Annotated in this window: 27 protein-coding genes and 1 riboswitch; of the genes, 15 read left to right on the top strand and 12 right to left on the bottom strand. The window is 43.3% G+C overall.

The window, feature by feature from the left end:
* Positions 1 to 15: 15 nt before the first annotated feature.
* Positions 16 to 825, bottom strand: coding sequence for a fumarylacetoacetate hydrolase family protein (locus FFR00_RS17495; protein WP_137674712.1), 810 nt, complete (start codon positions 823 to 825; stop codon positions 16 to 18).
* 61 nt (positions 826 to 886) lie between these two features.
* Entirely contained in the window at positions 887 to 2,458 is a 1,572-nt protein-coding gene (gene norR / locus FFR00_RS17490; protein WP_137674711.1) for a nitric oxide reductase transcriptional regulator NorR, read from the bottom strand.
* A gap of 193 nt (positions 2,459 to 2,651) precedes the next feature.
* Between norR and FFR00_RS17485 the strand changes: the two genes are divergently transcribed.
* The 3 genes from FFR00_RS17485 (at position 2,652) to rhtB (ending at position 4,815) form a co-directional block, all read left to right on the top strand.
* Complete coding sequence (locus tag FFR00_RS17485; RefSeq protein ID WP_137674710.1) at positions 2,652 to 2,921, top strand: hypothetical protein; 270 nt, start codon at positions 2,652 to 2,654, stop codon at positions 2,919 to 2,921.
* Positions 2,922 to 4,121: an NnrS family protein gene (locus FFR00_RS17480; RefSeq protein ID WP_137674709.1), complete on the top strand. Its 1,200-nt coding sequence runs from the start codon at positions 2,922 to 2,924 to the stop codon at positions 4,119 to 4,121.
* A gap of 76 nt (positions 4,122 to 4,197) precedes the next feature.
* Positions 4,198 to 4,815 carry a homoserine/homoserine lactone efflux protein gene (rhtB, locus tag FFR00_RS17475; protein WP_137674708.1) on the top strand — a complete coding sequence of 206 codons (618 nt, stop codon included), beginning with the start codon at positions 4,198 to 4,200 and terminating at the stop codon, positions 4,813 to 4,815.
* 154 nt (positions 4,816 to 4,969) lie between these two features.
* Here the strand turns inward: rhtB and FFR00_RS17470 are convergent, their stop codons facing one another.
* Complete coding sequence (locus FFR00_RS17470) at positions 4,970 to 5,827, bottom strand: NAD-dependent epimerase/dehydratase family protein (protein ID WP_137674707.1); 858 nt, start codon at positions 5,825 to 5,827, stop codon at positions 4,970 to 4,972.
* A 396-nt stretch (positions 5,828 to 6,223) separates the two neighbouring features.
* Positions 6,224 to 7,042, bottom strand: a complete 819-nt coding sequence (locus tag FFR00_RS17465; RefSeq protein WP_137674706.1) for a DUF6602 domain-containing protein — start codon at positions 7,040 to 7,042, stop codon at positions 6,224 to 6,226.
* Positions 7,043 to 7,492: 450 nt separating this feature from the next.
* Here FFR00_RS17465 and FFR00_RS17460 point away from each other — a divergent pair, with 450 nt between their 5' ends.
* Entirely contained in the window at positions 7,493 to 8,188 is a 696-nt protein-coding gene (locus tag FFR00_RS17460) for a glutathione S-transferase family protein (protein ID WP_137674705.1), read from the top strand.
* Positions 8,189 to 8,286: 98 nt separating this feature from the next.
* A complete protein-coding gene (gene sigZ / locus FFR00_RS17455; protein ID WP_137674704.1) occupies positions 8,287 to 8,829 on the top strand; it encodes an RNA polymerase sigma factor SigZ in 543 nt (180 codons plus the stop codon).
* Between the two features lie 69 nt (positions 8,830 to 8,898).
* Here the strand turns inward: sigZ and FFR00_RS17450 are convergent, their stop codons facing one another.
* The 3 genes from FFR00_RS17450 to FFR00_RS17440 all read right to left on the bottom strand — a co-directional run bounded on the left by FFR00_RS17450 (position 8,899) and on the right by FFR00_RS17440 (position 10,899).
* Positions 8,899 to 9,456, bottom strand: coding sequence for a YbhB/YbcL family Raf kinase inhibitor-like protein (locus tag FFR00_RS17450; RefSeq protein WP_137674703.1), 558 nt, complete (start codon positions 9,454 to 9,456; stop codon positions 8,899 to 8,901).
* Positions 9,457 to 9,540: 84 nt separating this feature from the next.
* Positions 9,541 to 10,365: a helix-turn-helix transcriptional regulator gene (locus tag FFR00_RS17445; protein ID WP_137674702.1), complete on the bottom strand. Its 825-nt coding sequence runs from the start codon at positions 10,363 to 10,365 to the stop codon at positions 9,541 to 9,543.
* Positions 10,366 to 10,506: 141 nt separating this feature from the next.
* Complete coding sequence (locus tag FFR00_RS17440) at positions 10,507 to 10,899, bottom strand: cupin domain-containing protein (protein WP_137674701.1); 393 nt, start codon at positions 10,897 to 10,899, stop codon at positions 10,507 to 10,509.
* A 188-nt stretch (positions 10,900 to 11,087) separates the two neighbouring features.
* On the opposite strand from FFR00_RS17440, the gene FFR00_RS17435 reads away from it, so the two are divergent.
* Positions 11,088 to 11,558: a CreA family protein gene (locus tag FFR00_RS17435; protein ID WP_137674700.1), complete on the top strand. Its 471-nt coding sequence runs from the start codon at positions 11,088 to 11,090 to the stop codon at positions 11,556 to 11,558.
* Positions 11,559 to 11,657: 99 nt separating this feature from the next.
* Here the strand turns inward: FFR00_RS17435 and nagE are convergent, their stop codons facing one another.
* The gene (gene nagE, locus FFR00_RS17430; protein ID WP_137674699.1) at positions 11,658 to 13,100 is read right to left on the bottom strand and encodes an N-acetylglucosamine-specific PTS transporter subunit IIBC; all 1,443 of its coding nucleotides are present in this window, start codon (positions 13,098 to 13,100) and stop codon (positions 11,658 to 11,660) included.
* 286 nt (positions 13,101 to 13,386) lie between these two features.
* Between nagE and nagB the strand changes: the two genes are divergently transcribed.
* From nagB to FFR00_RS17410, 4 genes are all read left to right on the top strand, one after another.
* On the top strand, positions 13,387 to 14,184 hold the full coding sequence (gene nagB, locus FFR00_RS17425; protein ID WP_137674698.1) for a glucosamine-6-phosphate deaminase: 798 nt from the start codon (positions 13,387 to 13,389) through the stop codon (positions 14,182 to 14,184).
* Positions 14,185 to 14,194: 10 nt separating this feature from the next.
* Positions 14,195 to 15,331, top strand: a complete 1,137-nt coding sequence (gene nagA / locus FFR00_RS17420; protein WP_235836253.1) for an N-acetylglucosamine-6-phosphate deacetylase — start codon at positions 14,195 to 14,197, stop codon at positions 15,329 to 15,331.
* A gap of 11 nt (positions 15,332 to 15,342) precedes the next feature.
* Positions 15,343 to 16,572: an ROK family protein gene (locus FFR00_RS17415; RefSeq protein WP_137674697.1), complete on the top strand. Its 1,230-nt coding sequence runs from the start codon at positions 15,343 to 15,345 to the stop codon at positions 16,570 to 16,572.
* A gap of 110 nt (positions 16,573 to 16,682) precedes the next feature.
* The gene (locus FFR00_RS17410) at positions 16,683 to 18,224 is read left to right on the top strand and encodes an EAL domain-containing protein (protein ID WP_161985201.1); all 1,542 of its coding nucleotides are present in this window, start codon (positions 16,683 to 16,685) and stop codon (positions 18,222 to 18,224) included.
* Between the two features lie 95 nt (positions 18,225 to 18,319).
* Here FFR00_RS17410 and FFR00_RS17405 read toward each other — a convergent pair whose 3' ends face one another.
* Genes FFR00_RS17405 through FFR00_RS17395 form a run of 3 tightly spaced genes read right to left on the bottom strand, consistent with a single transcriptional unit; the run spans position 18,320 to position 21,025 of the window.
* Positions 18,320 to 18,562, bottom strand: a complete 243-nt coding sequence (locus tag FFR00_RS17405) for a FeoC-like transcriptional regulator (protein ID WP_137674695.1) — start codon at positions 18,560 to 18,562, stop codon at positions 18,320 to 18,322.
* Positions 18,543 to 20,801, bottom strand: coding sequence for a Fe(2+) transporter permease subunit FeoB (gene feoB / locus FFR00_RS17400; RefSeq protein WP_137674694.1), 2,259 nt, complete (start codon positions 20,799 to 20,801; stop codon positions 18,543 to 18,545). The genes FFR00_RS17405 and feoB overlap by 20 nt, the downstream gene beginning before the upstream one ends.
* Positions 20,798 to 21,025: a FeoA family protein gene (locus FFR00_RS17395; RefSeq protein WP_137674693.1), complete on the bottom strand. Its 228-nt coding sequence runs from the start codon at positions 21,023 to 21,025 to the stop codon at positions 20,798 to 20,800. Before FFR00_RS17395 ends, feoB begins: the two co-directional genes overlap by 4 nt.
* Before the next feature lie 199 nt (positions 21,026 to 21,224).
* Here FFR00_RS17395 and FFR00_RS17390 point away from each other — a divergent pair, with 199 nt between their 5' ends.
* The 3 genes from FFR00_RS17390 (at position 21,225) to FFR00_RS17380 (ending at position 22,760) form a co-directional block, all read left to right on the top strand.
* The gene (locus FFR00_RS17390) at positions 21,225 to 21,557 is read left to right on the top strand and encodes a translation initiation factor (protein ID WP_137674692.1); all 333 of its coding nucleotides are present in this window, start codon (positions 21,225 to 21,227) and stop codon (positions 21,555 to 21,557) included.
* A gap of 44 nt (positions 21,558 to 21,601) precedes the next feature.
* Positions 21,602 to 21,764: riboswitch (yybP-ykoY riboswitch) on the top strand.
* A 15-nt stretch (positions 21,765 to 21,779) separates the two neighbouring features.
* The gene (locus tag FFR00_RS17385) at positions 21,780 to 22,334 is read left to right on the top strand and encodes a TMEM165/GDT1 family protein (RefSeq protein WP_137674691.1); all 555 of its coding nucleotides are present in this window, start codon (positions 21,780 to 21,782) and stop codon (positions 22,332 to 22,334) included.
* A gap of 66 nt (positions 22,335 to 22,400) precedes the next feature.
* Positions 22,401 to 22,760, top strand: coding sequence for a glutaredoxin (locus FFR00_RS17380; RefSeq protein ID WP_137674690.1), 360 nt, complete (start codon positions 22,401 to 22,403; stop codon positions 22,758 to 22,760).
* Between the two features lie 79 nt (positions 22,761 to 22,839).
* On the opposite strand, the gene fadR is transcribed toward FFR00_RS17380, so the two are convergent.
* Positions 22,840 to 23,556, bottom strand: coding sequence for a fatty acid metabolism transcriptional regulator FadR (gene fadR, locus FFR00_RS17375; protein WP_137674689.1), 717 nt, complete (start codon positions 23,554 to 23,556; stop codon positions 22,840 to 22,842).
* Between the two features lie 246 nt (positions 23,557 to 23,802).
* Here fadR and nhaB point away from each other — a divergent pair, with 246 nt between their 5' ends.
* Positions 23,803 to 25,374 carry a sodium/proton antiporter NhaB gene (gene nhaB, locus FFR00_RS17370; protein ID WP_137674688.1) on the top strand — a complete coding sequence of 524 codons (1,572 nt, stop codon included), beginning with the start codon at positions 23,803 to 23,805 and terminating at the stop codon, positions 25,372 to 25,374.
* Between the two features lie 51 nt (positions 25,375 to 25,425).
* On the top strand, positions 25,426 to 25,935 hold the full coding sequence (dsbB, locus tag FFR00_RS17365) for a disulfide bond formation protein DsbB (protein ID WP_137674687.1): 510 nt from the start codon (positions 25,426 to 25,428) through the stop codon (positions 25,933 to 25,935).
* Positions 25,936 to 26,073: the final 138 nt, after the last annotated feature.

Below are 26,073 nucleotides of genomic sequence, written 5' to 3'. Positions count from 1 at the left end.
AAACCACTCTGGTGCTTACTTGATTTGAGTAAGCACCTCGCCCAAGCCTGCAATACTCACACTAACCTTATCGCCACTTTTTAATGCTTGAGTTCGCCCAGGTGTCCCCGTAAAAATCACATCCCAAGGCTGCAAAGTAACGTATTGGCTAATGTAGCTAACAATATCCTCAACCGAATGAATCATATTGCTGCTTGATTCTTGCTGAACCACTTTACCGTTGAGTGTAGTCGTCACAGTAAAGGTGTTCTCTCCACTTACCGTGGTTAACCAAGGAGATATTGGTGCAAAGCCATTAGCGCCTTTGGCTCTCCACCATTGCAAATCTTGCCCTTGCCAAGAGCGCTCGGTGAGATCGTTGCCAGCGGTATAGGCAAATATGCAATTGCTAGCCTGCTGCTTAGTCACTTTTGCACATGGTTTGCCTATCACCACCACGAGTTCACCTTCAAAATGTACGTTATTAGCATCAGCTGGTAAGTCTAGCTCGCCCCCTATGCTCAACGAGCTAGCTGATTTATAAAATATCTCTGGTTTACTAGCGCCAGCATTACCGGCATGGCTGCGGTAGTTCAAACCGACTGCAAATACCGTGGCAGGCTCAACCGGCAATACAAACTCAGCCTTGTTAACAGGCGTAGAGTTAGCCTTTATCTCACCACCCGCTAACGGCGAATCACTTAAGTGATGCAGGGTTTCTCCCTTACGCTCTACCCACACTACACCGTCATCGGTGTTGATTCGCGCATATTGGGCGGCTTGCAGCCCTGCACTCACCAGCAAACTCGCAGTAACAACGACTAGTCCATTAAATAAAAGCCTCATATACATTCCCTTGCTTAACTACTGTTTAATAACAATAGTACGCAACACACCATATTAAAGATTAACGGCTAATCACTTTGCTCACAGTTAAGCCTAAACGTTTCGCTAAGCGGTTTAAGTTGGCTCTGTCGGTCGATAACTCACGCGCTGCCGCTGCCCAACTGCCACCATGCTTTTCAAGAGTATTTGCAATAATGTCACGCTGATAGTTGTCTGTAGCTTCACGCAGGCTTAGCCCTTGGCTCGTTAATGCGTGGCTCACGGCAACGGGTTCCGCCGCAACATATTCACTAGGTGCTAACTCGCCGCAATCGTCTATGCTTATGCGCACTATTTCTTGGCGTTGCTGGCGAGACCTTGCTTTTAAAGCTGCGCGGCTAATAAGGTGCTCTAATTCCCGCACATTGCCGGGCCAATCATATTGATTAAGATAACTCACCAAATCGGCTTGCAGTTTTAACTGGCCAATTCCTAATTTACGTTTAAGTACTTCTACAAAGTAACCCGCTAGTAGCTGTACATCACCTGCGCGTAAACGCAAAGCAGGTACCGTAACTGGATACACCGTTAAGCGATGATACAAATCTGCTCTAAAACGCCCTTGCTCTACTTCCTCGGCTAAATCTCGATTGGTGGCGGCAATCACTCGTACATCTACTGTTTGGATCTTGTCTTGGCCTAGCGCTTGAATCTCTTTATTTTGCAGTACCCTTAGCAATTTACTTTGCGCCGCTAAAGGTAACTCGCCAATCTCATCTAAAAAAATAGTGCCGCCGTCTGCCACGCTAAACTTACCGGCTCTGGTTTTATCCGCGCCGGTAAATGCGCCTTTTACATGGCCAAACAACTCGCTTTCAATTAAGTTCTCGGGCAAGGCCGCACAGTTAACGTGAACAATAGGTGCTTTAAATCGACCCGATTGCATGTGAAGAGAACGCGCAACCAGCTCTTTACCCACCCCTGTTTCACCTTGAATTAAGATAGTAAAATCAGACGGCGCGACTAAAGCTATCTCTTGTTTTAAGCGCTGCATCTCTGGGCTTTCGCCAATCAGTTCTTCACTGGCGGTTTGCCAGGCTGCTTGGTTTAATTCTTCTAATACTTGCTGTGAATGATGTGCTTGCTGCTCTAACAAATCTAAGGTGAGCGCAGTATTTAAACTGGCTGCCGCCATCGCCGAAATAACTTCTAATGTGCGACTTGGAATATCGTCAAATACCTTGGGTGTAAAGCTATCTAAAGTAAGCACGCCAATCAGTTTATGATCGAAATACAAAGGCAAGCCCATACACGCATGCACTGGTAAATCACCTTCACGATCAATTAACAAACCATCGTAGGGGTCGGGCAAATTGCTATCGGCAGGGAAACGTACCGGCGTATTGGAGCTGCATATTTGCTGAAAGCGAGGATGCTCCGATAAAACAAAACGCCGGCCCAAAGTATCGCGGCTCAAACCTTGCAAAGTTAAGGGGCTAAGTACTTCGCCGCGTAAAGCTAAAAGAGCCACCGCGTCACAACTAATGGTTTTGCGTACCGTGTCTAATAAACGATCAAAGCGATCTTTAGTACTAAGGCTTTGGGCTAAATCTAAAGCCAGTTCAATCAGTGCCTTTGAAGAAATGTCTGACATATCACCTCCGTCATTTAAATTCAAAGTAGTCTAATTGACACTTTTTATCAAGAAGTCATATTGACACCTCCAACAAAAATCATCCCGTTAAACGCCATTAAACCTGGCTTTGAGCGTTTGGCACAGCGTTTGCTATTTCTAAAACAACGGTGAAGAACCTAAAGTTCGCCACTACTTCAAAGAGGAAAGCACAATGACCGTATTCCCATTACTAGTAAGCTCCACTTACACCCAAACAGCAAAACAATACATGCGCTGCGTAGTAGGCGGTAACTGGCTAATGTTGCTTTCACTCAGCATTATCATTTCATCCATTGTTATCTCCTACCCCTTAGCACAAAGCTTTTCTATTCCCATGCAAATTACAGCACACATCTCTACCATTGTTTTTGCTGGCATTTTAAAAGTAGGTTACGTGCTACGCTGTGTAGGATTAAACGAACTAGGCCAAGAGGTATTATAAGTGATTAAAATTGGTGAGCCGAACGCCACAGACCAATCCCAACATTGGCATCAGCAAGCTATTTTAGAGCTCGCCTTTAGGCCGTTCTTTTTACTGGCTACTTTAAGCTCTGCTATTAGTATTGGTTTATGGATCCTGCTGCTTAATGGCAATATGTTAATAGGTAGCCAAGGCTTAAGCCCACATGTGTGGCACGCTCATGAAATGCTAATTGGCTTTGGCACAACGGTAGCGGTGGGGTTTATTTTAACCGCCGTACAAACCTGGACTGGCCAGCCCAGTATTAAGGGCAAGGCATTAGCAGGCTTAGTATTGCTGTGGTGTTTGGCTCGTATTGGGTTTTATATAAACGACGCCAACAGCGCAATAGCCGCTACTGCACTGCAAGGTCTTTGGTGGCTAAGTGTTGTTGTGATTTACAGTAAGTTAGTCTTTAAAGCGCAAAACCGCCGCAATTACATATTCATCGCTTTACTCAGCGTAATGACCTTAATCAACCTCGGTATGTTAATTGCCGATTTAAACGGCAACAGCGCCCTCGCCTTACATTTAAGCCGCACTATGGTATTGCTATTCACCATAATGATGGCCTTAGTAGGCGGCAGAGTTATTCCTTTCTTCACGGTGCGCGGCGCAAAAACTGAGGCCATTGAATGCCCAGCTTGGATAAACCAACTAGTAGGCCCATTTGCTATTGCCACGGTGCTTGTATTTATTAGCGACTACTTCACCGCTACCTTTGGCATAGTGCCAATAGCCCTGATGGCTTTAGGTCTGCTGCATTTGCTGCGCCTAGCTTACTGGCGCTCGATAAAAACGGTAAAAGTGCCTTTGTTATGGTCATTGCACTTATCCTACCTACTCATGGCACTAGGCTTAATATTACTCGGCGCCAGTTACGACTTACCGCAACTTACTTTTAGTAATGCCCTTCACCTCATTACCATTGGCGCCATAGGGTTAATGATCTTCGCCATGATGAGCCGTGTATCTTTAGGCCACACAGGCAGAACATTAGTGATAAAACCGGTGATTACGCTGGCGTTTTTACTCTTGGTGGCCGCTACCTTAATTAGAACATTTATGGCGATTACAGACCCACTTCAAGCTTGGAACATAAGCGCAGGGCTTTGGATTACCGCCAGCGTGCTGTTTTTGGTGGTATACGTACCCATTTTAAGCAGTAAAAGACAAAGCTAAGGCAACAAAGGCTAGACGAACTCTGGGTAATTCTGCGATATTGCGTTAATCACCTAGCAATACCAAGGAATTACCAATGTTGTTTAGCGTTTGGCTTACGTTTGTTGCCGCTTGCATTGTATTTAGTTTATCGCCCGGCGCAGGCGCAGTGGCTACCATTAGCCACTCTTTAAGTGGCGGCTTCAAACAAGCCTGTAAAAATATTGCGGGTTTGCAGCTAGCACTAATAGGCCATGTGCTTATTGTATCTGTTGGTTTAGGCGCCCTGCTGGCGTCTTCGGCACTGGCGTTCACCATCATTAAATATCTAGGTGCCGCCTACCTACTCTATTTGGGAGTGACTAAATTTTTTGAGAAAAGCCAAGCTTTTAGCACCGAGCCACAAGCAAAAAAAAGCAGCTCTCAGTTAGTTAAACAAGGCTTCATTGTTAATCTAATGAACCCAAAATCTATTATCTTTCTCGCGGCTTTTTTGCCTCAATTTATAAGCCCGAACAGTGACCTTTCTAGCCAGTACTTAATATTAGGTTTCACCGTAGTGCTGATCGATTGTGCAGTCATGTTTAGTTACGCCACCTTAGCTAGCGCAGCTAAACCTTGGCTAGGTAAAGCTAAGTTTATGGCGCTACAAAATCGCATATTTGGTTCGCTATTTATTATGATGGGTTTAGCACTAGCACGTGTAGAACGTTAATAGAGTTTGCTAAGTAGCGAGTCATCAAGACAAAGTACTTAGCATCGTTACTCATTAATATGCAGAGGCTTAACTCAATCAAAAAAGACGTTTGAAGACGTCTTTTTATTTAGCTGCTAAACCCAGTTAATACCGCCAGCCAATGCAAAAATAATTACAATTCGGAAAGAATATTCTGATGGGTAGGCGTCCAGTCCAACTCCCTTTTTATCTTATCTGCGTTCATACATTGATCTAATGTTGGCCCTAAAGCCCAAGCACCATTTTCAGCAACCACCTCATCAACAGAACGCACTAATAGCTCGGTTGGTAATCGACTTTTTCTTATATACGAGTGAGCAATATCTCCCACTGTTACCGCTTGTTCACCACACACATTGTATGACATGCCTGACCTACCATTTTCTAAAACAAGCCTATAGGCTGATGCAAGATCATCTGTATGAACTACCGGCCAACGAGTGTCGAGCGAGCCCCATACTTCTACTTGGCCATTCTGGGGAACAAAGCTAGACAACACCCCAGCATCTTTAGCGTAAACCACTGCTGGGTGAATAATATTGGTATGCAAACTAGGCGCGTTCAAAACTAAAGAACTATTCTCAATCATCCAACTAAAGCTAGATATTGGCTTAAATGGGCTTTGCTCTGTGGCTGCAATATCCCCTGTTTCCCCGTATAGCCAAACACCTCCGGTGTAGATAAATCGCGTTGTTCCGCCCTTAGCATTAGCTTGGGCGATTAGTTCATTAACCACTCGTAAATCAATATTTCCCATATCTTCACAAAATGTTGCGGCGACATGAATAACAGCATCAACCCTATGAATAGCGGTCGACCATAACTGAGGCTCACGTAAGTCCCCCCGCAAAACATCTGCACCTTTAGCTGTAATGGTCTGCGCTGCATAATCAGACCGCGCCAATGCAAGCACCGAATGCCCATGCTGTAATAGATCTGTCAATATCGCACTGCCAATGGTTCCCGTTGCCCCAAGTAGTAAAACCTTCATTTGCAATCTCCTTTTGAAAAGCACCAAGGTAAGACCTCAAGCTAGCTTGAGGTCAATAGATTGTGGTGAGGTTTATTGGAAAAAAAATCGCGTACCTAAACGGAGGCAAAGCAGCTCAATCCAGTGCAGAAGCAAACTATTTCAACAATGAGTTGCGGGTAACCAAGCTCGCACTCTTTCTCCAATATCAACAAGAAGCATCGCGACACATGCTTGCCATGGGCCTCTCATTGAGTTTTTCTATGCAGATGTCAATCGGTAGGAATAGACTTGTGCGAGTTGACAGCGGGGATCATATCAACGCCTCATTCAGAGGCAATAAAATAGTTGGTTAAAATAAGCGAGGCACGAGCAAAAACCAACTGTTTTTTGTCCTGCTGAAATGACTTGTTAGAGCTACTTTTCTTCAGGTCTGGAATAAATATTTGAACCGTCAGAACGATTTAGTTTTTCTAGTTCAAGCATACCTGACCCATACTTAAACACTTTGTGCTTTAACGTAAATAATTTATCAAAATCCCCTGAAAATATAGCGCCAATTGTTCTGTCGCTATTTACTCCCGCTTTTAATTCACAGAGCTTCAATACCGAAAACAAAAAATGCGTTAACAATGCTTCGGATTTCTCCTCGACATCATCATTACATACAGTGCGACATGCCCCAGAGGGCTGAACCGATTGAGGAGGAAATGATTCAATTAAGCAATCATCCAATATTGTGATGCTCTTAGGATAATTAAGCCACGAATCTTTAATGTCTACACTTTCAAACCAACTAGCCACTGTTTCAATCTGTACCACTTTAGCTTTAAAACATAGCGCTAAAATATTAAATCCTGTTGGGTTTGATTTTCTATACTGCTCTGATTTTTTTGCTATATCTAGAAAAGCCTCTTTATCAAAATTTGTTTTTACTTCTATAGCGCATACAACAGCATCTGGAACAGCAACTACAAAATCATCATCTTGAAAGAGATAGGCTGAAGGTACATTTTCATCAATCACCAATATGTCCATTTGAGGACTTACTTCATTGCTTACTGAGTTGTAAACAAACCCTGTTTTGATTGAGAACCGTCGAGAGATAAAATTTCTTAAGTAATTTCCAACGATGTTTTCGTGATATGTGCCGATGGAAGGAGCATGACCAACAAGATCGTTTAATCGCCCTAACTTACTCATTAGCTCTTTAGCATAGCTTTGATATAGTGCCATTTAACTCCGACCTCTGGTGTAGCTCTAACAACTTATTAAGAGGAAAAATGCCTTGTTTAAACAAGGCATTTTTCCTCTTTTTACGCATTTAATGAAGTGAAGATTAACACTTTCCCCTCGTATCATCAGCGACCTAAGACAACAATCAACAAAAACATCAGCAGAAAAGGATGCAAATACTTGGGAAAGGAGGAATGGCCGTTTACCTGTATACAATCACAGGGAAATTGCGGTTCACTCGCCTAATCAAAGTTGGATGGTCGGGAGGACTTTCGAGAAAGCAGTAATGCGTTATCGAGCTGAATCACATAGCTCCCGCAAGCTTTGCAACTGATACCTCCCCCGCTCCCTCCTTCATTTATCTATGCCACAAAAACTTTTTAAAATTAGTTTCGTCTTTTTCTTATCTGGTTCGTCTTATAGGTAATTCACTAATACAATGAGACCATCATGATTAAGATTGTTAGCTTTAAAATTTGCCCATTTGTTCAACGCGTAACCGCCGCTTTAGAAACTAAAAAGGTTCCTTACGAGATTGAATACATTAGTTTAAAAGACAAACCTCAGTGGTTTTTAGACATGTCGCCAAATGGCCAAGTGCCGATATTGATTACCGAAAACAACACTGCTTTGTTTGAGTCTGACGCGATTATCGAATACATCGAAGATGAGTTTGGCCCAATAGAAGCAGACGTAACTAACGAACAGCGCGCCATGGACAGAGCATGGAGTTACTTAGGTTCTAAACATTATTTAGCGCAATGCAGCACTATGAGCAGTAAAGTTAAAGCCACCTTTGAAGAGCGTACTGAAAAGCTGTTTAAAGCCTTTGTAAAAGTAGAAGCGCAGCTATCTGGCACGACTATGTTCTTTAAGTCTAACCAGCTGAGCAATGTAGATATTGCATGGTTACCACTATTACATCGCGCTAACATTGTTAAGCAACATACTGGCTTCGACTTTTTATGTGGCCTGCCTAAAGCGCAAGCTTGGCAAAACAATGTATTAGCCACTGGCCTTGCTGAGAAAACTGTTTCAGACGATTTTGCAGCCTTGTTCACTGACTTCTACCTTACCAATACCTATTTGGGTGGTAATGAAGCTGAAGAAAAAGTGGCGTGTGGCACAAGCTCTTGCTGCGGTTAGTCTAGTTAGCAAGTGTAATTACACTTAAGAAAACAACCCTCAGTTTGTATACTTCATGCTAAGGGTTTAGTGATTTCTATATACGGCAGAGCAAATATATGAAGATTGAGCAGGTGTGGCAACAATATCGACAAAGCCTGAAAGCGTTTTTACACGCTAATGTTTCTAACCCTGCCGATGTAGACGATCTTCTGCAAGAAATCTTAATTAAAACCTATCAAAACTTTAGCCAACTACAAGATCACAGCAAGGTAAAATCGTGGCTATTTCAAATTGCCAATCGCAGCATTATTGATTTTTACCGCCAGCGCGGCCAAGCCGATAAGCTTGAAAACAATGAGCTTTGGTACACCGAGGCCGATGAAAGTGTGCACCAACAACTGGCTAGCTGTATCTCGCCTTTTATTCATGCCTTACCCAGTGATGAAGCAGACATGTTGGTGAGTATTGAACTAGAAGGCATGGGCCAGAGAGACTACGCAGCACAACACCAGATTAAATATTCAACATTAAAATCGCGCGTACAAAAAAGTCGCGAGAAAGTATTACAACTGTTTCAATCTTGCTGTCAGTTTTCGATAGATGCAGAGGGCCGATTGGTAGAATTTGCTCCCAAAAAACCAGGCTGTAAAAGCTGCTAAAAGCATTAGCTAATGCAGTAGACCCAAGCTGTTACGCCAAGGTTTACCGCACTACACGCTAGTTGGGTATTAGTCGCGTTTATATAAAGCTTCTAGGGTACTCGATGCAATGGTATTGGCATTGATCATATACCCTGCCAACGCACCAGATGCATGTTGTGGTAAATCAAGCTTCTCTACCGACAACGCATGTACTGTAAATTGGTAGTGATGAACACCATGCCCTTGTGGCGGGCAAGCGCCGCCAAATCCTTTGTAGCCATAATCATTGCCTACCATTTCGCTACCCATAGGCAGATTTTGCCCTTCTACATTCCCCGCATCGGAGGCGAGAGAGTTTATGGTTGCAGGGATATTGACCACTTGCCAATGCCACCAGCCGCTGCCAGTAGGTGCATCCGGGTCGTATACCGTAATGGCAAAGCTTTTAGTGCCAGCTGGAGGATTAAGCCAGCTAAGTTGCGGCGAAACATTAGCGCCAGAGCAGCCAAAACCCGTGAACTCTTGTTGCTTATTCATCGTTTTACCTTGAGCAATATCTGTACTGGTTAAGGTGAAGGTGTTAGCTACTGCGGGTAAAGTGCCAAGTAGTGAAAAAGTAAAACAGCAAATAGGTAACAAACGCATGATAGATCCTTGTTTAATCAACGAGTCACTATGCTAGCGCGCACGCTTAAGCGTAATTAGCCCTTAAACCCCCAACTATTCGCCTTATTCGGTCATTCTGGTTTTTCTTAGCTCGGAAGGGGTTAAACCAAAGTGGCTTTTAAAGCGGTCGGTAAATCGCGAGGGGGAATGATAACCGCATTTCTCAGCAATTAAGCCGATGGGTTCATCACTCGTTTGCAACAAATGTAAGCCAAGCCCCAGCCGCGCTCGGTCTTTCACTTCTTGTACGCTGGTTCCTTCTGCGTTTAGCTTTCGGCGTAAGGTAGATTCGCTCATTGCAAGGTGCTCGCAGATAGTTGCGATTGATAAGTCATTGAAGTGTTTATCGCGAAATAGCTCGTGCAAGCGATGGCTAACTTTAGGCTTGCCCATCATCGTGATGATTTGCCGATGCCCAAGCGAATAAAGCAAGCTTAGTATTTCTCTCTTTCTTGAGCTTTGAAGCGCTTTAGGCGCCCACAAGCTGCATTCTACAAATTGCTGTAAACACTGTTTTAAAACAGCGTTGGTTTTAGCCACAAAATAATCAGGCTTTACCTCGCTAGCCGCTGCAACGTTGCTGGGTAAATCGTTAAAGTCTTGGTAATCAAACTCAATCAACAATGCAAAATAAGAGTTACCCTTAGGAATGTTTCGCATATTGATGGCGGGGCTGTCACTTAAGAAAATGAAGTGGTCACTAGGACATGCTATTGAAGCATTTTCGCCCAGTTGTTTATTGCCATTGATCACCACAATTAATAAGGGTTTCGAGATGGGTACATTAAGCAACATTTGCTCGTGAACCGAAGAGTAAACTGAAAATGGCAATTCCTTTACGTCCATTTGGCTCACTGCTTTTTGAATACTAACCAGTAACTTTTCCATGTCTCATTCATTTAGTGTTAATAGGTGTTTGCTAGTAGGCCTATTTGCGCGGTTTCGATTAATACGACCTAGCTGCAACCAAGGTCTTAAAGTGCGCTTATTACTGCTTACCGTTATAAACTTGCCGTTAAAAATTTTCCGTTAAAAGCTTGGCTTATCAACTTGGTGATCCGTGGGTTGCGGCGTTACGGTCATTACCTTCACTCCTTTTGGTGTTTCAAAGCGATGCCATGTATTTTGCGGTACAACCATTAACTCACCGGCATTAAGGCTTAAGCTTGTTTCACCGTCTTTCGTTAATAAAACCAGATTTGTTGCCCCTTCAATCACCTGCACAATCTCGTCACCTTGGCTGTGCCGTTCCCACTCGCTACTACCCGCATAATGCCCAATATAAATTGCACCGTTTCGGTAGTGGCACAGTTCACTAAACGCTCCCGCTAATTCAGCCTCGCTAGAATCTGGTGTGCGGTTACCCACAAACTGCAAATGCTCGAACTGTTGGTTTAAGGCAATAACCGTTGCTTTGCTCATTCTACTTTCCTCTTAACACCACTTAGCTGTTAAACCACTTAGCTGTTAAACCACTACGCGCCATACGTTAGCAAGAACCGAATTAAAGTTTAGAATTAATTTACTCACGCTAATTGATAATTACCTTTAAGACCAGTAGCGTAGACCAAAGACCTAAACAATTAGTCACTTATTTAGAGAAACTTATAATGAAAAATGCCCTCGCCCTGCTCCTTGCCAGTAGCCTGTTGGTTGCTTGTGATAGCAATGAAGTTGCCGATGTCTCTCTAGGCTTACTAACCACTAAAGATATTAAAATTAGCGTGCTTAAAGATCCCATTGTTAGCGGAGTAACTTGTCATATTGCCAATGTAGAAGCGGATTTAGATTTTGCTGACCCCAGTGATATGTCTATTTCTTGTCGCCAAACGGGTGAAATTACGTCGGCTATGATTACTAGCATCGATAAATCGAAATCGGGAGAAGTGGTGTTTAAAAAGTCGAAAAGCATACTATTTAAGTCACTTAAAATACGCCGAATTTACGATGCTGAATCACAAACCTTAATGTATTTATCTTATTCCACTAAAGAAACCTCGGGCAGTTACAAACATAGTTTGTCTACGGTACCTCTGTGGGGGACTCAAGCTTACAGCTCGCAGATAGAAGCGACTCAATAAGTTGTTAAACAAATAACAGATATAAAAAAGGCCCTCTCCAGAGGGCCAAACAGTACAGTTATAACGACAGTTACAGAGCGTTATTCTTTCTTTAATATCCTACTTGGCGGCGAGAATTTTTAGCTCGTTGGCTACAAATTCCACGTGTGGACCAATCACTACCTGTATTGCCGTTTTACTTGGCACAATTACACCAGGTACATGTTTTTTAAGCCCGCTTACATCAACACGATCGCTGTCTTTTACTTCTAAGCGAAGGCGTGTAGCACAGTTGTCTACAAGTACTACGTTGTCTGTTCCACCTAACATTGTTAATACTAAACCAGCAGTTTCTGCATGGCTGCCACCAACACTTAAGGTTTCTTCACCTTCGTCAGCGTCTTCACGACCTGGTGTTTTAAGGTTCATTTTAATAATCATGGTTTTAAACACGAAGTAGTAAACTGCAAAGAACACTAAACCTTGTGGGATAAGCATGTACCAATTAGTGGCTAATGGGTTACGTGACGACAACACCATATCAACCAAACCAGCACTAAAGCCAAAGCCTGCCATCCACTGCATAGACGCCGCAATAAATACTGAAATACCGGTGAGTAAGGCATGTACTACATATAGCACAGGCGCTACAAACATGAAGGCGAACTCTAGTGGCTCGGTAACACCAGTAAAGAAAGACGCCGTTGCTGCAGCAATCATGATTGAGGCAACCTTAGATTTGTTTTCTGCTTTAGCGGTGTGGTAAATAGCCAAGGCTGCGCCAGGTAAACCAAACATCATCACTGGGAAGAAACCCGCCATGTAACGCCCTGTTTCACCCGGTACGGCGTCAGCCGATACACTCAAAAACTTACCAAGGTCGTTAATTCCAGCCATATCAAACCAGAACACAGCATTGAGTGCGTGGTGCAAACCGACAGGAATAAGCAAGCGGTTGAAGAAACCATAGATACCGGCGCCAACCGACCCTAAGCCAGTGATGCTTTCGCCAAAGTGAACCAAGCCACCAAAAATAATTGGCCACAAGTACATTAATACAAAGGCAACACCGATACCGGCCACCGACGTAAGAATAGGCACTAAACGCTTACCACTAAAAAATGATAAGGCTTTATGCAATTCTACTTGGTAGAAACGGTTGTATAACTCAGCCGCCATAATCCCGCTAATAATACCTACAAACTGGTTTTCAATTTTTGAAAACGCCAAGGTGCTAGAATCGTTTAGTACCACTAAACCAATTTGCTCTACCGCACCCGGCGACAGCAAAGTAGTAACCACCATGTAGCCAACAAAGCCTGCTAAGGCCGCGGCACCGTCTTTATCCCGAGACATGCCGTAGGCAATACCAATGGCAAACAGTACCGACATGTTGTCGATAATGGCCGCACCAGACTTAATTAAAAAAGCCGCCAGTGCACTATTGCCACCCCAGCCGTTTGGGTCAATCCAGTAACCTATGCCCATTAAAATAGCGGCTGCGGGTAGTACCGCTACCGGTACCATTAAGGCGCGACCAATCTTCTGTAAATAGCTAAACATAGTGTCCCTCTTTATGGCTATTATTAACCAAATTCAAATTTATCAGCGGCATCTGCCAACTCGACCTTGGTGTTCAAATTCACAGCGTGTTTCGTTTAATGTTCCACCAAGAACTTAATTCGCAGTGTAAATAATTAAATTTCCTTCGCAAATAAAGCCTTCCAAAAGTGTGATCAAAACATTCATAAATTGCTTTTATGTCGCTTTTAGTCACATTTTATCCAAATCTTATTTCGCGACTAAAATTAAACTGCTAAGCTAATTTAAAATTACGTGGAGAATACCGATGAGACTCATACCTTTACTCGACAAAGAACAAGTAGGACGCTGGTCTGCACTTTATATCGCAGAGAAAATTAAGTCGTTTAATCCTAGCGAAGACAAACCCTTTGTATTGGGATGCCCTACCGGCGGAACTCCCCTAACCACCTATAAACATCTTATTGAGCTGCACAAACAAGGCATGGTGAGCTTTGAGCATGTGGTTACCTTCAACATGGATGAATATGTAGGTATTCCAAGTGACCACCCTGAAAGCTACTACAGCTTTATGCACAACAACTTTTTCTCACATATAGACATCAAGCCAGAAAATATAAATTTGCTAGACGGCAATGCCGAAGATTTGGAAGCAGAGTGCGCCAATTACGAAGCTAAAATTAGGCACTATGGGAAAATAAACTTGTTTATGGGTGGTGTTGGTGTAGATGGCCACATCGCATTTAACGAACCCGCCTCTTCGTTGGCGTCGCGCACACGAGTAAAAACCCTTACCGAAGATACGCGCATGGTTAATTCGCGCTTCTTCAACAACATTGATGAAGTACCGCGTTTAGCACTTACGGTTGGCGTAGGCACCCTTCTTGATGCGGAAGAGATTTTAATATTAGTGACCGGACATAACAAAGCGCAGGCCCTACAGGCAGCGGTAGAAGGCAGTGTAAATCATTTATGGACCATTTCTGCGCTACAACTACATCCCAAAGGAATGATAGTATGCGACGAACCTTCAACCATGGAATTGAAAGTAAAAACAGTACGCTACTTTCAAGAGCTTGAAGCCAACAATATAAAGAACATTTAGGAACAACAGAATGATATACGCCCTTACCAATGCCCTGGTTTTTGATGGTAGTGAATTGTTAAACGGCTATTCAGTACTGATTGAAAATGGCCACATCACATCGGTGGTTCCTAACCAGCAAGTATCGCCACAAATAAGAAGCATTGACCTAAATGGTTCAGTGCTAAGTGCAGGGTTTGTAGATCTGCAACTAAACGGTTGTGGCGGTGTGATGCTAAATGGCGACTTTAGTACCCGCAATTTAGAGATTATGCATCAGTCTAATATTAAAAGCGGCACCACTAACTTCATGCCAACCCTCATCACTACCGATGACGAAGAGATGCAGCAAGCCGTTGAAGTATCACGAGCTCACCAACGCAGCCATGGCTCAGTTAACCTAGGATTACACCTAGAAGGCCCCTACCTTAGCGTAGATAAAAAAGGCATTCACAGCGAAGCACTGATTAGACAACTAAACCAACAACGTTTGCGTTTTTTGTTAGACAACAGCGATGCCATTAAAAAGGTCACTCTGGCACCAGAGCATGTTGAGCTAAGTACTATAGCCGCGCTTAAAGAAGCGGGTATTTTAGTGTCTCTTGGCCACACCAATGCCAATTACCAACAAGCTAGCGAAGCCATTAATGCGGGCGCTGGTTTTGCAACCCACCTGTTTAATGCCATGAGTCCAATGACCGGGCGTGAGCCAGGTGTGGTAGGCGCGATCTTTGATCACAACCTATTTGCTGGGATCATTGTCGATGGCCATCATGTAGACGATGCCAATGTGAGAATAGCTAAACGATTATTACGCCACAAACTGTGTTTAGTGACCGACGCCACCGCTGCTGCAGGTGCCGATATCACTAGCTTTGATTTTGTTGGGCGAAAAATCACAGTACAGGATGGGATTTGCTTTGGTGATGATGGTACACTCGGCGGCTCTGCTTTAACCATGATTCAAGCAGTAAAAAACTGCGTACAATCAGTAGGTTTATCTATGCGCGACAGCCTAAGAATGGCCTCTTTGTACCCAGCAACCGCCATCAATAGAGACAAGGACTTTGGTCGAATTAAAGCAGGTTACACTGCCAACTTAACGGCCTTCGACCAAGATTTTAATGTCACGCTCTGTATTAGCGACGGCCAACTTACTCAGTTTTAAGCAAGCAAAGCATGAATGACAAATTAATCGTAAACGTAGATAAAGTTAAACAGGTAAACACCGCAGCGGTGTATGGGATGATTGACCAATTAGGTCCGATCTCTCGCGTAAAAGTAGCAGAACAAAGCCAATTGGCACCTGCTAGCGTGACCAAAATCACCCGCCAGCTATTAGCTACCGGTTTAATTAAAGAAGTTGCCCAACAGGCCTCTACCGGAGGACGCCGGGCTATTTCCTTAATGACCGAGCAAAGCCATTACTACTTTATTTCGGTGCGATTAGGCCGTGGGACCATGGACATTTCGCTGTTTGATTTAAGCGGAATATCTCATGCTCACAGCAATCTTGGTGTACCAGAGGTGGAACAAGACGCCCTAGTCAACACCCTGCTCAACAATATCGATAGCTTTATTCAGCAGCACCTTGAAGCTTCACAAAACCTCATTGCGGTTGCGGTTACCTTGTCTGGTTTGGTGAATCCAGGCGAAGGCACAGTGGTATACACTCCTCACTACCAGTTACGAGATTGCCCGCTAGCCAGCCTAATAGAAGCACGATTCTCATTGCCAGCTTATGTAGGAAACGATACCCGTGCGATGGCACTAGCTGAGCATTACTTTGGTGCAACTAAGGATGTGCTCGATTCCATTTTGATTAGTGTGCACAGCGGCACAGGTGCCGGCATTATCGTGAATGGCCAAGTATTTATGAGCCAGAATCGAGATGTGGGTGAAATAGGTCATATTCAGGTCGATCCTTTGGGCGACAAATGCCAATGTGGCAATGTAGGTTGCCTAGAAACCATTGTTTCCAATACCGCGATTGTAGAGCGATTAAAAACCCTGATTAGCCAAGGTTGCCCGTCTATTTTACAGGGTGACTTTAGCATTGAAGATGTCTGCGCAGCAGCCAACCAAGGTGACATGTTGTGCCACCAAGTATTGCATCGTGTAGGTAAAATGCTCGGCAATAGCATCGCCATTACTATTAACTTATTTCACCCGCAAAAAATCATTCTAGCGGGAGAAATAATGGCGGCACAAAATATCTTATTACCCACCATTAAACAGTGTATTGAACATCAAGCACTAAGCTCGTTTGCCGAAGACTTACCGATTGAAGCGGCACACTTTCAAAACAACCCAACCATGGGCGGATTAGCCTTAGTAAAACGCGCCTTACTCAATGGGAGCTTGCTAATTCGCTTAATTAACGAAAAAGCGCAACAAATCGAACAGTAAGTTAAGGCTAAGGTTTTAAAAAATAAGCGTAATACACCGCGCTAAGCACTAGGTTTAGATTAACTTTTTGTGCTTTAATTATGACGACTAAGGTACATGGATGTAAGCTTATGCGAGTTTTTACACAACAAATACTTATCGTTACTGCGGGGCTATTGTCTTGTGCATTAATGACTGTCATTTCTCTACAATTTCTTTCGCACGACATCAGCCAGTCACAACGCTATCATGCAGATAATACTTTAAGCCTCACCCAGTCGGTGTTTTATAGCACCATACAATCCTTAGATGACTTAGCTAACTTAAACATTAACGACTGTAGCCCAGCGTCCTTACTAAAAATGCGCCAAACGGTATTCCTCAGTGATTACATTAAAGACGCAGGTTTAGTACAAAATAACCACTTAGCTTGTACCACTACAGGAGGGGAACTAGAGGTTCCCTTGGAATTAGACCCTCCAACTTACACCACTAACTTAGACTTCGACGTATGGTTAAACCAGCAGTTGGTTATATTTGATCACCTGCATTCAGGCATGGTCATCCGAAAAGGCAATTTTACTGTTGTGATCGCCAACAATACCTTCAGTAGCTTAGAATACGGCGATAACCAATGGGAAGTGGTAAATCGAGTAGATGAACACTATACCCACTTAATAGGCACACCCGGTACGTTTCGCCGTGCTGAGCTAGATGAAATGGAAGAAGTAGATGATAACTATCACTATTTTCATCGTTGTAGCCAGACCTACGATTTCTGTATTGCGCTCAGTTTGTATAACTACACCCTCCTTAAAAGTAAGTTCGGTTTTTTAATCTTTTCGTTATTGTTTAGTGCAGCCTTTGGCATTTTGATAAGCATCAGTTCTGACACCCTAATCAAACGCCATGGCAGTATGAGCTCTCGCGTAAGACGAGGCATCAATAAAGGCTACTTCGTTTGTCATATTCAACCTCTTGTCGATCTTAAATCTAAACGGATTATTGGTGGAGAAGTATTAACCCGTTTCGAAGATCAACACGGCAAATTAATGCCCGATGAGTTTATTCCCGAAATACGTAAACTGCGCTTAACTTGGCCTTTTACCTTAATGATCATTAAAGATGCCCTGAGTCAGTTACAAGCCAGTGGTGCAATAACTAGTGATACGAAAGTGAGTTTTAACATTTTCCCTTGTGATGTTGAAAACAACAACATTGCTGATTTACAAGCATTGCCAGAAGTACAACAGTTTAAAGGAGGCATTACTCTCGAGATAACAGAAGATCTGCAACTCGACAGCTTAGTCGCTAATCAACACATCAATCATATTATTCAACAAGGTTTTGAAGTGGCGATTGATGATTTTGGCACCGGCTACTCAAACCTTAAACAACTCAAAAACTTCCGCTGCCAATACCTAAAAATTGATAAGAGCTTTGTATTCGATTTAGAGGCGGGCTCTATTCGCTCGTCGTTAGTGCCGCACATGGTAGAAATTGCCAAGAAATCTGATTTAAAAGTCATCGCCGAAGGTGTAGAAAACCTAATGCAGTGCAAAGTATTAGAAGATTTAGATGTAGAGTTTGGGCAAGGTTGGATGTTTGGAAAGCCCATGCCTATTAGCCAGTTTGTTGAAAAATACACGCAATCAAACAGTTCTACAGACTAATTTACAAAGCCTTAGTGCTAATTACCCCACTAACAAAACCAAAAAAAGGACAGTGAATACGCTGTCCTTTTTACTTTATTTTTCCACTGCGCCGCTTAACACGTAACCCCTATTTGGCTTTCATTTTGCCAATATAGCTGCCACTGTTCTTCGCTCACTCCGCAGCCACAGCCACCTGAACAAGAGCCCAGTTTAACCAAGCGGAGTCGATGGCGTTTTACCCAAGGCTGCAACATCGCTAGCGCGGCGTCATCACTCAATGAGAAATGATTCGCTAGCTGGCTTAGCATAACCCCAGGGTTAGCTTCAATGTATTCCTTAAGCGCTTGTAATATCAAAATGCTCTGCCCGCTTACGTTTTAAAAATAGTACCCAAACCGCCAACATAAATACCATTGCCAATAACAACACGCTGGCAGACACTGGCGCTTGCTGCCAAGTGGCTACTTGGTAGTAAATAGTGGCCGAGCTATAGGCTAGTAAGGTAGACCACACGCCAATTAGTCGCGCCCATTTCATACCTAGTTCTTTTACCAATGCACCCATTGCCGCTGCGCAAGGCATGTAGAGTAGAATAAACAACATAAATGACACAGCAGATTCAGGCGTAAAGTGTTTGCCCAACTGCGACATAGTGCTGAAATCAACTTCGTTCATTTCAGCTGCTGCTTCAAGGCTATCAGCTTCTTCAATCGCTATACCTAGAGGGTCACCGTAGTTTAAGTCATTAAAGTTATCGACAATGGTTTGCCCAGCTTCTTGGAAACGGCCTAGATAAGTCCACTCTTCGTCTGCTTCACTGGCATTGGCATACAAGCTGTTTAAAGTGCCAATTACCGCTTCTTTAGCGAATAAGCCAGTAACAATACCTACGGTTGCTGGCCAGTTGTCTTGCTCAATCCCCATTGGGCCAAATACTGGTGTAACAAATTGGCTAGCTCGACTCAAAATTGAATGTTCTTGGCCTTCGGCGTCTAACTCGCCACCCGTTCCGATGCTGTTTAATACGCTAAGAATAGCGACCACTAATACAATGGTTTTGCCTGCGCCAACCACAAAGCCACGCACTTTTTGCCAGGTTAATAGTAATACGCCAAAAGCCGTAGGTAACTGGTAGTCTGGCAACTCAAGAACCGAGTCTTGCGCAGTGCCCGGTAACAACGTGTACTTAAGCAATAAGCCGGTAACAATCGCAGCCAATATGCCAATGAGATACAAACCAAATACCATGTTCTGGCCTTGCTCTGGGAAAAATGCTGCCACAAACAATGCGTAAACCGGTAAGCGCGCACCACAAGACATAAATGGGCTCATGGCTGAAGTTAATACCCGCTCGCGATGCTTTTCTAATACTCGGGTCGCCATAATGGCAGGCACGGTACAGCCAAAACCCATTAACATCGGAACAAATGCTTTACCCGGTAAACCAATCACCTGCATAGCACGGTCAACCACAAAAGCCGCTCGCGCCAGATAACCTGAGCTTTCCAGTAACGCTAAGAATAAATACAAACAAGCAATAACGGGAATAAAGGTAGCAACGGTTTGAATGCCCACGCCTACGCCATTAGCTAACACCACCGTTAGCCACTCGGGAGCGCCGACATTACTCAGCACTTCACCCACACCATCAACAAAAATAGTGCCAGCAGTAATATCAAAAAAGTCGATGAATACCGCACCGCCATTAATGGCAAACATAAACATTAGGTACATCACGCCTAAAAAGGCAGGAATACCAATCCAGCGATTAAGCAACAAGCTATCAATCATCGCCGTGTAATCTCGGTTTAAGTGGCCTTTTTTGCCAACACAATCTTGGGTAAGTTGGTAGATAAAGTTGTAGCGGCTATTGGCGAGCTCTAAATCAACATCAGTATTGTTAAACTGCACAAAATCTTGTTCTAACTCTGCCACTAACTGAGGTTCAAGCTGTTTAATCAGCCAAGGATCTTGCTCTATCAAGCGCAATACTTGGCCTTTGTTAAAGCCCAGTCTTGCTTGCCATTTTGTTGAAAATGCTTCGATGGGCGCTGAATATTCTAGCTCTAAAGGCTCACTCTGTTTGGCTTGCTCAATAATCTGGGGAAGATTATCTTTGAAATCTTCTACCTGCTTTTTAGAGGTAGCAGACAGGCATACCAGCGGCAACTTAAAGCGCTCGCTAAACTGCTGTACTTTAATTTTTAGCAGCTTTGCTTTAGCGGTGTCCATTTTGTTTAGTACTAGCACCACCGGTAAACCCAGTTCTTTAAGTTGAATGCTCAAATATAAGCTACGTTCAACTGCACTGGCATCAACCACGTTGATCACTAGATCTAAAGGTTCCGACTGTAAAAACTCACAAGCGATACGCTCGTCTAAAGAACTATTGTCTAACTGAGGATCGATATTATAAACGCCGGGGAGATCCACCACTTCAGATTGCCAATCGGCCTTGCGGATCCAACCTGACTTTTTATCAACCGTAATACCACTAAAGTTACCCACTTTCTGTTTACTGCCCGTCAAAGCATTAAACAAGGTACTTTTGCCACTATTCGGGTTACCTACTGTAGCAATTTTATGCTTAATCATACCGACTCCACCTCAATCGCCTTTGCCTGTAGATTACTCAAGGCTAGGTTAATGCCAGCGGCAGATACCTGGATCGGATCACCTAAGGGGGCGCGCCTAACTATGGTTAAGGTTGTATTAGGTAATATGCCTAACGACATTAGCTTTTTTCGATTAGCGCGTGGCAAGTTTTGCAAACTTAGCACCTTTGCTTTTTGACCTGCGACTATTTCATCCAATGACATAGAGTCCCACCCGACAATTCTAAATAGAAATGATTTTCATTTAGTTGATTGTGCGACACTCATCACTATATAACTTTGATCTATATCAAGCAGGTTTATATAGCTTGGTATTTTTGTGAGATATTTTTAGGTGTTATTTTTGAAACCTTTTCACTAAATGCGCTACCATTTAGCCAATTTCAACAAAGGTAACTTGAAGATGTCATTCAAAGACCAACTATCGCAACTTGTTTACTCCACCGACCAAGGCCGCATTGAACCTGAAGACATAGCTGAAGATATTCCAGACAGCGATGGTTTTGTTAAAATGCGTCGTGAAACCAAAGGCCGAAAAGGCAAAGGAGTAACCTGCTTAAGTGGCTTTGGGCTAGAAGAATCAGAATTAAAAAGCCTATGCAAAGAAATGAAAAAACACTGTGGCGTTGGTGGTAGCGTAAAAGACTATGTGATTGAAATTCAAGGTGACCAACGCGACAAGCTTGAAGCATGGTTGAAGCAGCGTGATTACAAAACTAAACGCATTGGTGGCTAAACCTTTTGACTAACCAGTGCTTACACGCTATCTTCTGCGCGCTTTTGGGGAGTAGCCGCCTGTAACTTTGGTTGCGGGGCATTTATCAACATACTTAGTGCACAATCACTATGGTAAATGCAGCCTAGTTAGGCCTGGCAAGACCAACTGCACATTAACGCTATTAAGAGGTGAGCGGCGTTTGTGCATTGGTTTATTTGCTCGCCTCATTAAGAGATATTAATGGAAGCCCTTGTTACCTCCATCACCGCTGTTGCCATTGCCGAAATTGGCGACAAAACTCAGTTACTTGCTCTGTTACTCGCATGCAAATTTCGTAAACCACTGCCCATTATTGCCGGCATCATTGTCGCTACCCTACTGAATCACGCCGCTGCCGCTTGGTTTGGCGCAATGGTGCAATCTTGGTTAAACCCTGATGTGCTACGTTGGCTGCTTGGACTGTCGTTTATTGCCATGGCTATTTGGGTGCTGATTCCCGATAAAGTAGACGACTTAGACAGCGCGATGCTAAAACATGGCCCTTTCATGGCGTCCTTAGTGCTTTTCTTTATTGCTGAAATTGGCGACAAGACCCAAGTGGCTACAGTTATTTTAGCGGCTAAATACGATGCCTTATGGATGGTAATAGCAGGAACCACTATTGGTATGTGCATTGCAAACATCCCAGTTATTTTACTCGGTAAACTAGGGGTAGAAAAGCTGCCTATGACCTTAATACATCGCTTAACAGCAATACTATTTTTGGCCTTAGGTTTAAGCACCTTGTTGTTTTAAGCAAGGCTTAAGCTTTAGCAGGTTTGTGTTACACTCTGCCGCAAATTGTTACTCGGGTTGTAAAAAATGAAAGTGATTCGTTGGATTTTAGGCCGTATTATTTTGTTACTTAACGCGGTATTTTCGCCAAAATCGATAAAGCGTAGTCCTGATGAACAAGCTGCAGTTGATCAGAAACTACAAGGCTTACACCTTTACCAATTGGCCGCTTGCCCCTTCTGCGTAAAGGTAAGACGCGCAATGAAGCGCAATGGCATCACCATTGGATTACGTGATATAAAAGCCCAGCCAGAATTTCTTGATGAGTTAGTAAGCGAAGGGGGTTCTCGAAAAGTGCCTTGCTTGCGCATCAGCGAAGGCGAAAACGTAAAATGGCTTTACGAGTCAAATGACATTATTCGTTACTTAGAGCAAAAAGTGGCGTAAACCACAGCTTTGCTCAGTAATAAAAAAGCTCCTTTTGTAAGGAGCTTTTTTATTTACCTAAGATCTTGGAAGCCTTAGGCTAGTCAATTTCCATAATGTCACTTGGCATAACATCTCGTAGTCGCTTCCAGACTTCACTAGTTGCAATACCGTAATTACGCACAACTTGAAGCGCATTATCGTGCTCTCCTGAGTCCGCTAAGGCGATCAAGTCGTCATAAAACTTATCGACCAATTGGCGTGATACGGGATCGTCAAAGTAATACTTACCTACACTACGGTACATGCCTCTAAAACCATTTAAAATCAAGGCATATAAAGGATTACCTGAGGCAAAAGCTAAGCCGTGCAACACTTGATAATCAAACTCAGCGTAAGCTTCACCGGTTTGTTCTAATTGCCTGTATTGTTCAATTAACTGGCGACTTTTCTCCGGGTTGTTTTTTAAGGCACCACGAATAAAAATCACACTAATATTGGTTCTTGCTGATAATAACTGTTCAAAAAGTTCAGGTACGCCGTCGCTGTCTAGTTTAGCTAAGGTTTCTAGAATATTCAGTCCAGCGGTTTCCCAAAAGTTATTTACCTTAGTGGGTTTTCCATGTTGAATAGTTAACCAACCGTCACGTGCTAAACGTTGAAGAACCTCACGTAATGTGGTGCGGGTAACGCCAATAAGTTCTGATAGTTCTCTTTCGGCAGGGAGGATGGTGCCAGGAGCAAAACGGTTATTCCAGATGGATTCGATGATGTACTGTTCGGCGAATCCCGCTGGGCTTTTTGCTTTTATTACCATTATTTACTCAGTCTATTTTAGTTTTTATTGAAATGATAATAACAAACCATTAACTAAAGCAAAAGCAAGTGGTACGGGCTCTAACCTACAGTTTTTAAAAACTATTGACATTTTTTATCATGACTTGAAGAATTTTGATATTTTCGAACGTTCAGCTATCAAAGATGCGTGACATCACATACAATCACGCTCGAGTTTTCGTAGGGGAAACTCGACCTGCCATACGAACAAATATGAGATTTCAGGATGAATACTAGTCTATCCAGTGCCTTTGCTAAGAACTTTCTTGGCAATGCGCCTTTGTGGTACAAAAAAGCCATTGTTTTATTTCTAATTATTAACCCCATCGTTTTCTATATTGACCCTTTCATTGCGGGTTGGTTGCTGGTAATTGAGTTCATTTTTACTTTGGCTATGGCCTTAAAATGTTACCCATTACAGCCGGGCGGTTTACTGGCCATTGAGGCAGTAGCTATAGGGATGACATCATCGGAAACAGTAAAGCACGAGTTAGTGAATAACTTTGAAGTAGTGCTGCTATTGATCTTCATGGTGGCGGGCATCTTCTTTATGAAGCAACTGCTTTTATTTATGTTCACCAAAATGCTCATTAAGATTAAAGATAAAGCGATTTTATCTTTAGCCTTTTGTATAGCCGGTGCATTTTTATCTGCCTTCCTTGATGCATTAACCGTTATTGCCGTGGTGATTAGTGTCGCTATCGGCTTTTATAGCATCTATCACAAAGTGGCCTCTGGAAAAGACTTTCACCAAAAGCATGACCACACCGGTGATGATTTAAGCAGCGATGACTTAGAAGGCTTCCGCGCTTTTCTACGCAGCTTAATGATGCATGCTGGTGTAGGTACCGCGCTTGGCGGCGTATGTACCATGGTAGGTGAGCCACAAAACCTCATTATTGCTGACCAATCTGGATGGCAATTTTTCGAATTCTTCTTACGCATGGCACCGGTCTCTTTACCGGTACTCGTATTTGGTCTATTAACCTGTTTCTTACTAGAGAAGGCGGGCAAGTTTGGTTATGGCACTAAACTACCTGCCAACGTTAGGCAAATTCTTACTGACTACGATAAGTACGAAGATGAGAAGCGTACTAACCGTGACCGTGCAAAACTTATCGTTCAAGCCTTTATCGCAGTATGGTTAATTATTGGTTTAGCCATGCACTTAGCGGCTGTTGGTTTAATTGGTTTGTCTGTCATTATTCTCGCCACTGCATTTACCGGAATTACCGAAGAACATCAATTAGGAAAGGCCTTTGAAGAAGCCCTGCCCTTTACGGCATTGCTAGCGGTATTCTTCTCGATTGTGGCAGTGATTATTGATCTAGAGCTATTCAAACCAGTTATTCACTGGGTGCTATCGATTGAAGATGAGGGGCAACTGGTCGCCTTCTACATTGCCAATGGCTTGCTCTCGATGGTGAGTGACAATGTATTTGTAGGTACTGTTTACATTAACGAAGTGAAAGCCGCTTGGTTAGATGGCCAAATCACTCGTGACCAATTCGACATGTTAGCCGTTGCCATTAACACTGGTACTAACTTGCCGTCGGTAGCAACGCCAAATGGCCAAGCAGCATTCTTGTTCTTGCTCACCTCTTCACTTGCTCCGCTTTTACGTTTGTCTTACGGGCGTATGGTGTGGATGGCCATTCCTTACACCATCGTACTAGCCGGTGTAGGTTTATTGTGTGTGGAATTTGCATTGATTCCTGCCACTCAATACTTCTACGATATGGGATGGATTAGCCATCACGTTGCGGGCGCAGCGTCAGCGGTTTCTGCTGGACATTAATTTTAAAAACGGCGATGCTTGCATCGCCTTTTTTAACAGGAGTTTCTGATTATGCTCAATTTTTTAAGCAGTTTGCCGTACCAACGTAAACCTTGGTTTCTGCTTTTTATTGGTAGCTTATCACTTGAGTTGTGCGCTTTATTCTTCCAACATGTCATGAAGCTTGACCCTTGCGTTATGTGCATTTATGAGCGTGTAGCCATGTTTGGTTTAATGGCAGCAGGTTTACTAGGTTGGATTGCACCTAAAAATATCGTCATTCGTTTAAGTGCTTTTGGATTATGGATCGTCAGTGCCGCATGGGGTTTGCAGCTAGCAATAACCCATACCGACTATCAAATGAATCCAAACCCATTTGCCACCTGCGACTTCTTTGCCAACTTCCCTGAATGGGCGCCGCTAGATAAATGGGTGCCTTGGTTATTTAATCCAAATGGATTTTGTGACGAGATCTCTTGGATGTTCTTAGGCTGGTCTATGCCGCAGTGGCTGATTCTATTATTTGCGGTGTTCTTAGCAGCCGGGGTTTTGTTCTTTGGTCTGCAATGGCGCAAGAAATAGATTAAAAAGATTGACCCGTCCTAAAATAGGTTGACGGTTTTTAGGCCAGCTCCAGTAGCTGGCCTTTTCTATTATGCACCTGATTGGGCGTTTCCATATTTAAACTCAGGTGCGGTCTCATCGTGTTGTATATCGCTA

The sequence above is a fragment of the Agarivorans sp. Toyoura001 genome, assembly GCF_005405585.1.
Lineage (GTDB): Bacteria > Pseudomonadota > Gammaproteobacteria > Enterobacterales > Celerinatantimonadaceae > Agarivorans.
This window is presented reverse-complemented; position numbering and strand designations above follow the sequence as displayed.

Coding starts and splice junctions, on each gene's coding strand:
- FFR00_RS17495 (WP_137674712.1), bottom strand. CDS start 825: ATGAGGCTTTTATTTAATGGACTAGTCGTTGTTACTGCGAGTTTGCTG.
- norR (WP_137674711.1), bottom strand. CDS start 2,458: ATGTCAGACATTTCTTCAAAGGCACTGATTGAACTGGCTTTAGATTTA.
- FFR00_RS17485 (WP_137674710.1), top strand. CDS start 2,652: ATGACCGTATTCCCATTACTAGTAAGCTCCACTTACACCCAAACAGCA.
- rhtB (WP_137674708.1), top strand. CDS start 4,198: ATGTTGTTTAGCGTTTGGCTTACGTTTGTTGCCGCTTGCATTGTATTT.
- FFR00_RS17470 (WP_137674707.1), bottom strand. CDS start 5,827: ATGAAGGTTTTACTACTTGGGGCAACGGGAACCATTGGCAGTGCGATA.
- FFR00_RS17465 (WP_137674706.1), bottom strand. CDS start 7,042: ATGGCACTATATCAAAGCTATGCTAAAGAGCTAATGAGTAAGTTAGGG.
- FFR00_RS17460 (WP_137674705.1), top strand. CDS start 7,493: ATGATTAAGATTGTTAGCTTTAAAATTTGCCCATTTGTTCAACGCGTA.
- sigZ (WP_137674704.1), top strand. CDS start 8,287: ATGAAGATTGAGCAGGTGTGGCAACAATATCGACAAAGCCTGAAAGCG.
- FFR00_RS17450 (WP_137674703.1), bottom strand. CDS start 9,456: ATGCGTTTGTTACCTATTTGCTGTTTTACTTTTTCACTACTTGGCACT.
- FFR00_RS17445 (WP_137674702.1), bottom strand. CDS start 10,365: ATGGAAAAGTTACTGGTTAGTATTCAAAAAGCAGTGAGCCAAATGGAC.
- FFR00_RS17440 (WP_137674701.1), bottom strand. CDS start 10,899: ATGAGCAAAGCAACGGTTATTGCCTTAAACCAACAGTTCGAGCATTTG.
- FFR00_RS17435 (WP_137674700.1), top strand. CDS start 11,088: ATGAAAAATGCCCTCGCCCTGCTCCTTGCCAGTAGCCTGTTGGTTGCT.
- nagE (WP_137674699.1), bottom strand. CDS start 13,100: ATGTTTAGCTATTTACAGAAGATTGGTCGCGCCTTAATGGTACCGGTA.
- nagB (WP_137674698.1), top strand. CDS start 13,387: ATGAGACTCATACCTTTACTCGACAAAGAACAAGTAGGACGCTGGTCT.
- nagA (WP_235836253.1), top strand. CDS start 14,195: ATGATATACGCCCTTACCAATGCCCTGGTTTTTGATGGTAGTGAATTG.
- FFR00_RS17415 (WP_137674697.1), top strand. CDS start 15,343: ATGAATGACAAATTAATCGTAAACGTAGATAAAGTTAAACAGGTAAAC.
- FFR00_RS17410 (WP_161985201.1), top strand. CDS start 16,683: ATGCGAGTTTTTACACAACAAATACTTATCGTTACTGCGGGGCTATTG.
- feoB (WP_137674694.1), bottom strand. CDS start 20,801: ATGATTAAGCATAAAATTGCTACAGTAGGTAACCCGAATAGTGGCAAA.
- FFR00_RS17395 (WP_137674693.1), bottom strand. CDS start 21,025: ATGTCATTGGATGAAATAGTCGCAGGTCAAAAAGCAAAGGTGCTAAGT.
- FFR00_RS17390 (WP_137674692.1), top strand. CDS start 21,225: ATGTCATTCAAAGACCAACTATCGCAACTTGTTTACTCCACCGACCAA.
- FFR00_RS17385 (WP_137674691.1), top strand. CDS start 21,780: ATGGAAGCCCTTGTTACCTCCATCACCGCTGTTGCCATTGCCGAAATT.
- FFR00_RS17380 (WP_137674690.1), top strand. CDS start 22,401: ATGAAAGTGATTCGTTGGATTTTAGGCCGTATTATTTTGTTACTTAAC.
- fadR (WP_137674689.1), bottom strand. CDS start 23,556: ATGGTAATAAAAGCAAAAAGCCCAGCGGGATTCGCCGAACAGTACATC.
- nhaB (WP_137674688.1), top strand. CDS start 23,803: ATGAATACTAGTCTATCCAGTGCCTTTGCTAAGAACTTTCTTGGCAAT.
- dsbB (WP_137674687.1), top strand. CDS start 25,426: ATGCTCAATTTTTTAAGCAGTTTGCCGTACCAACGTAAACCTTGGTTT.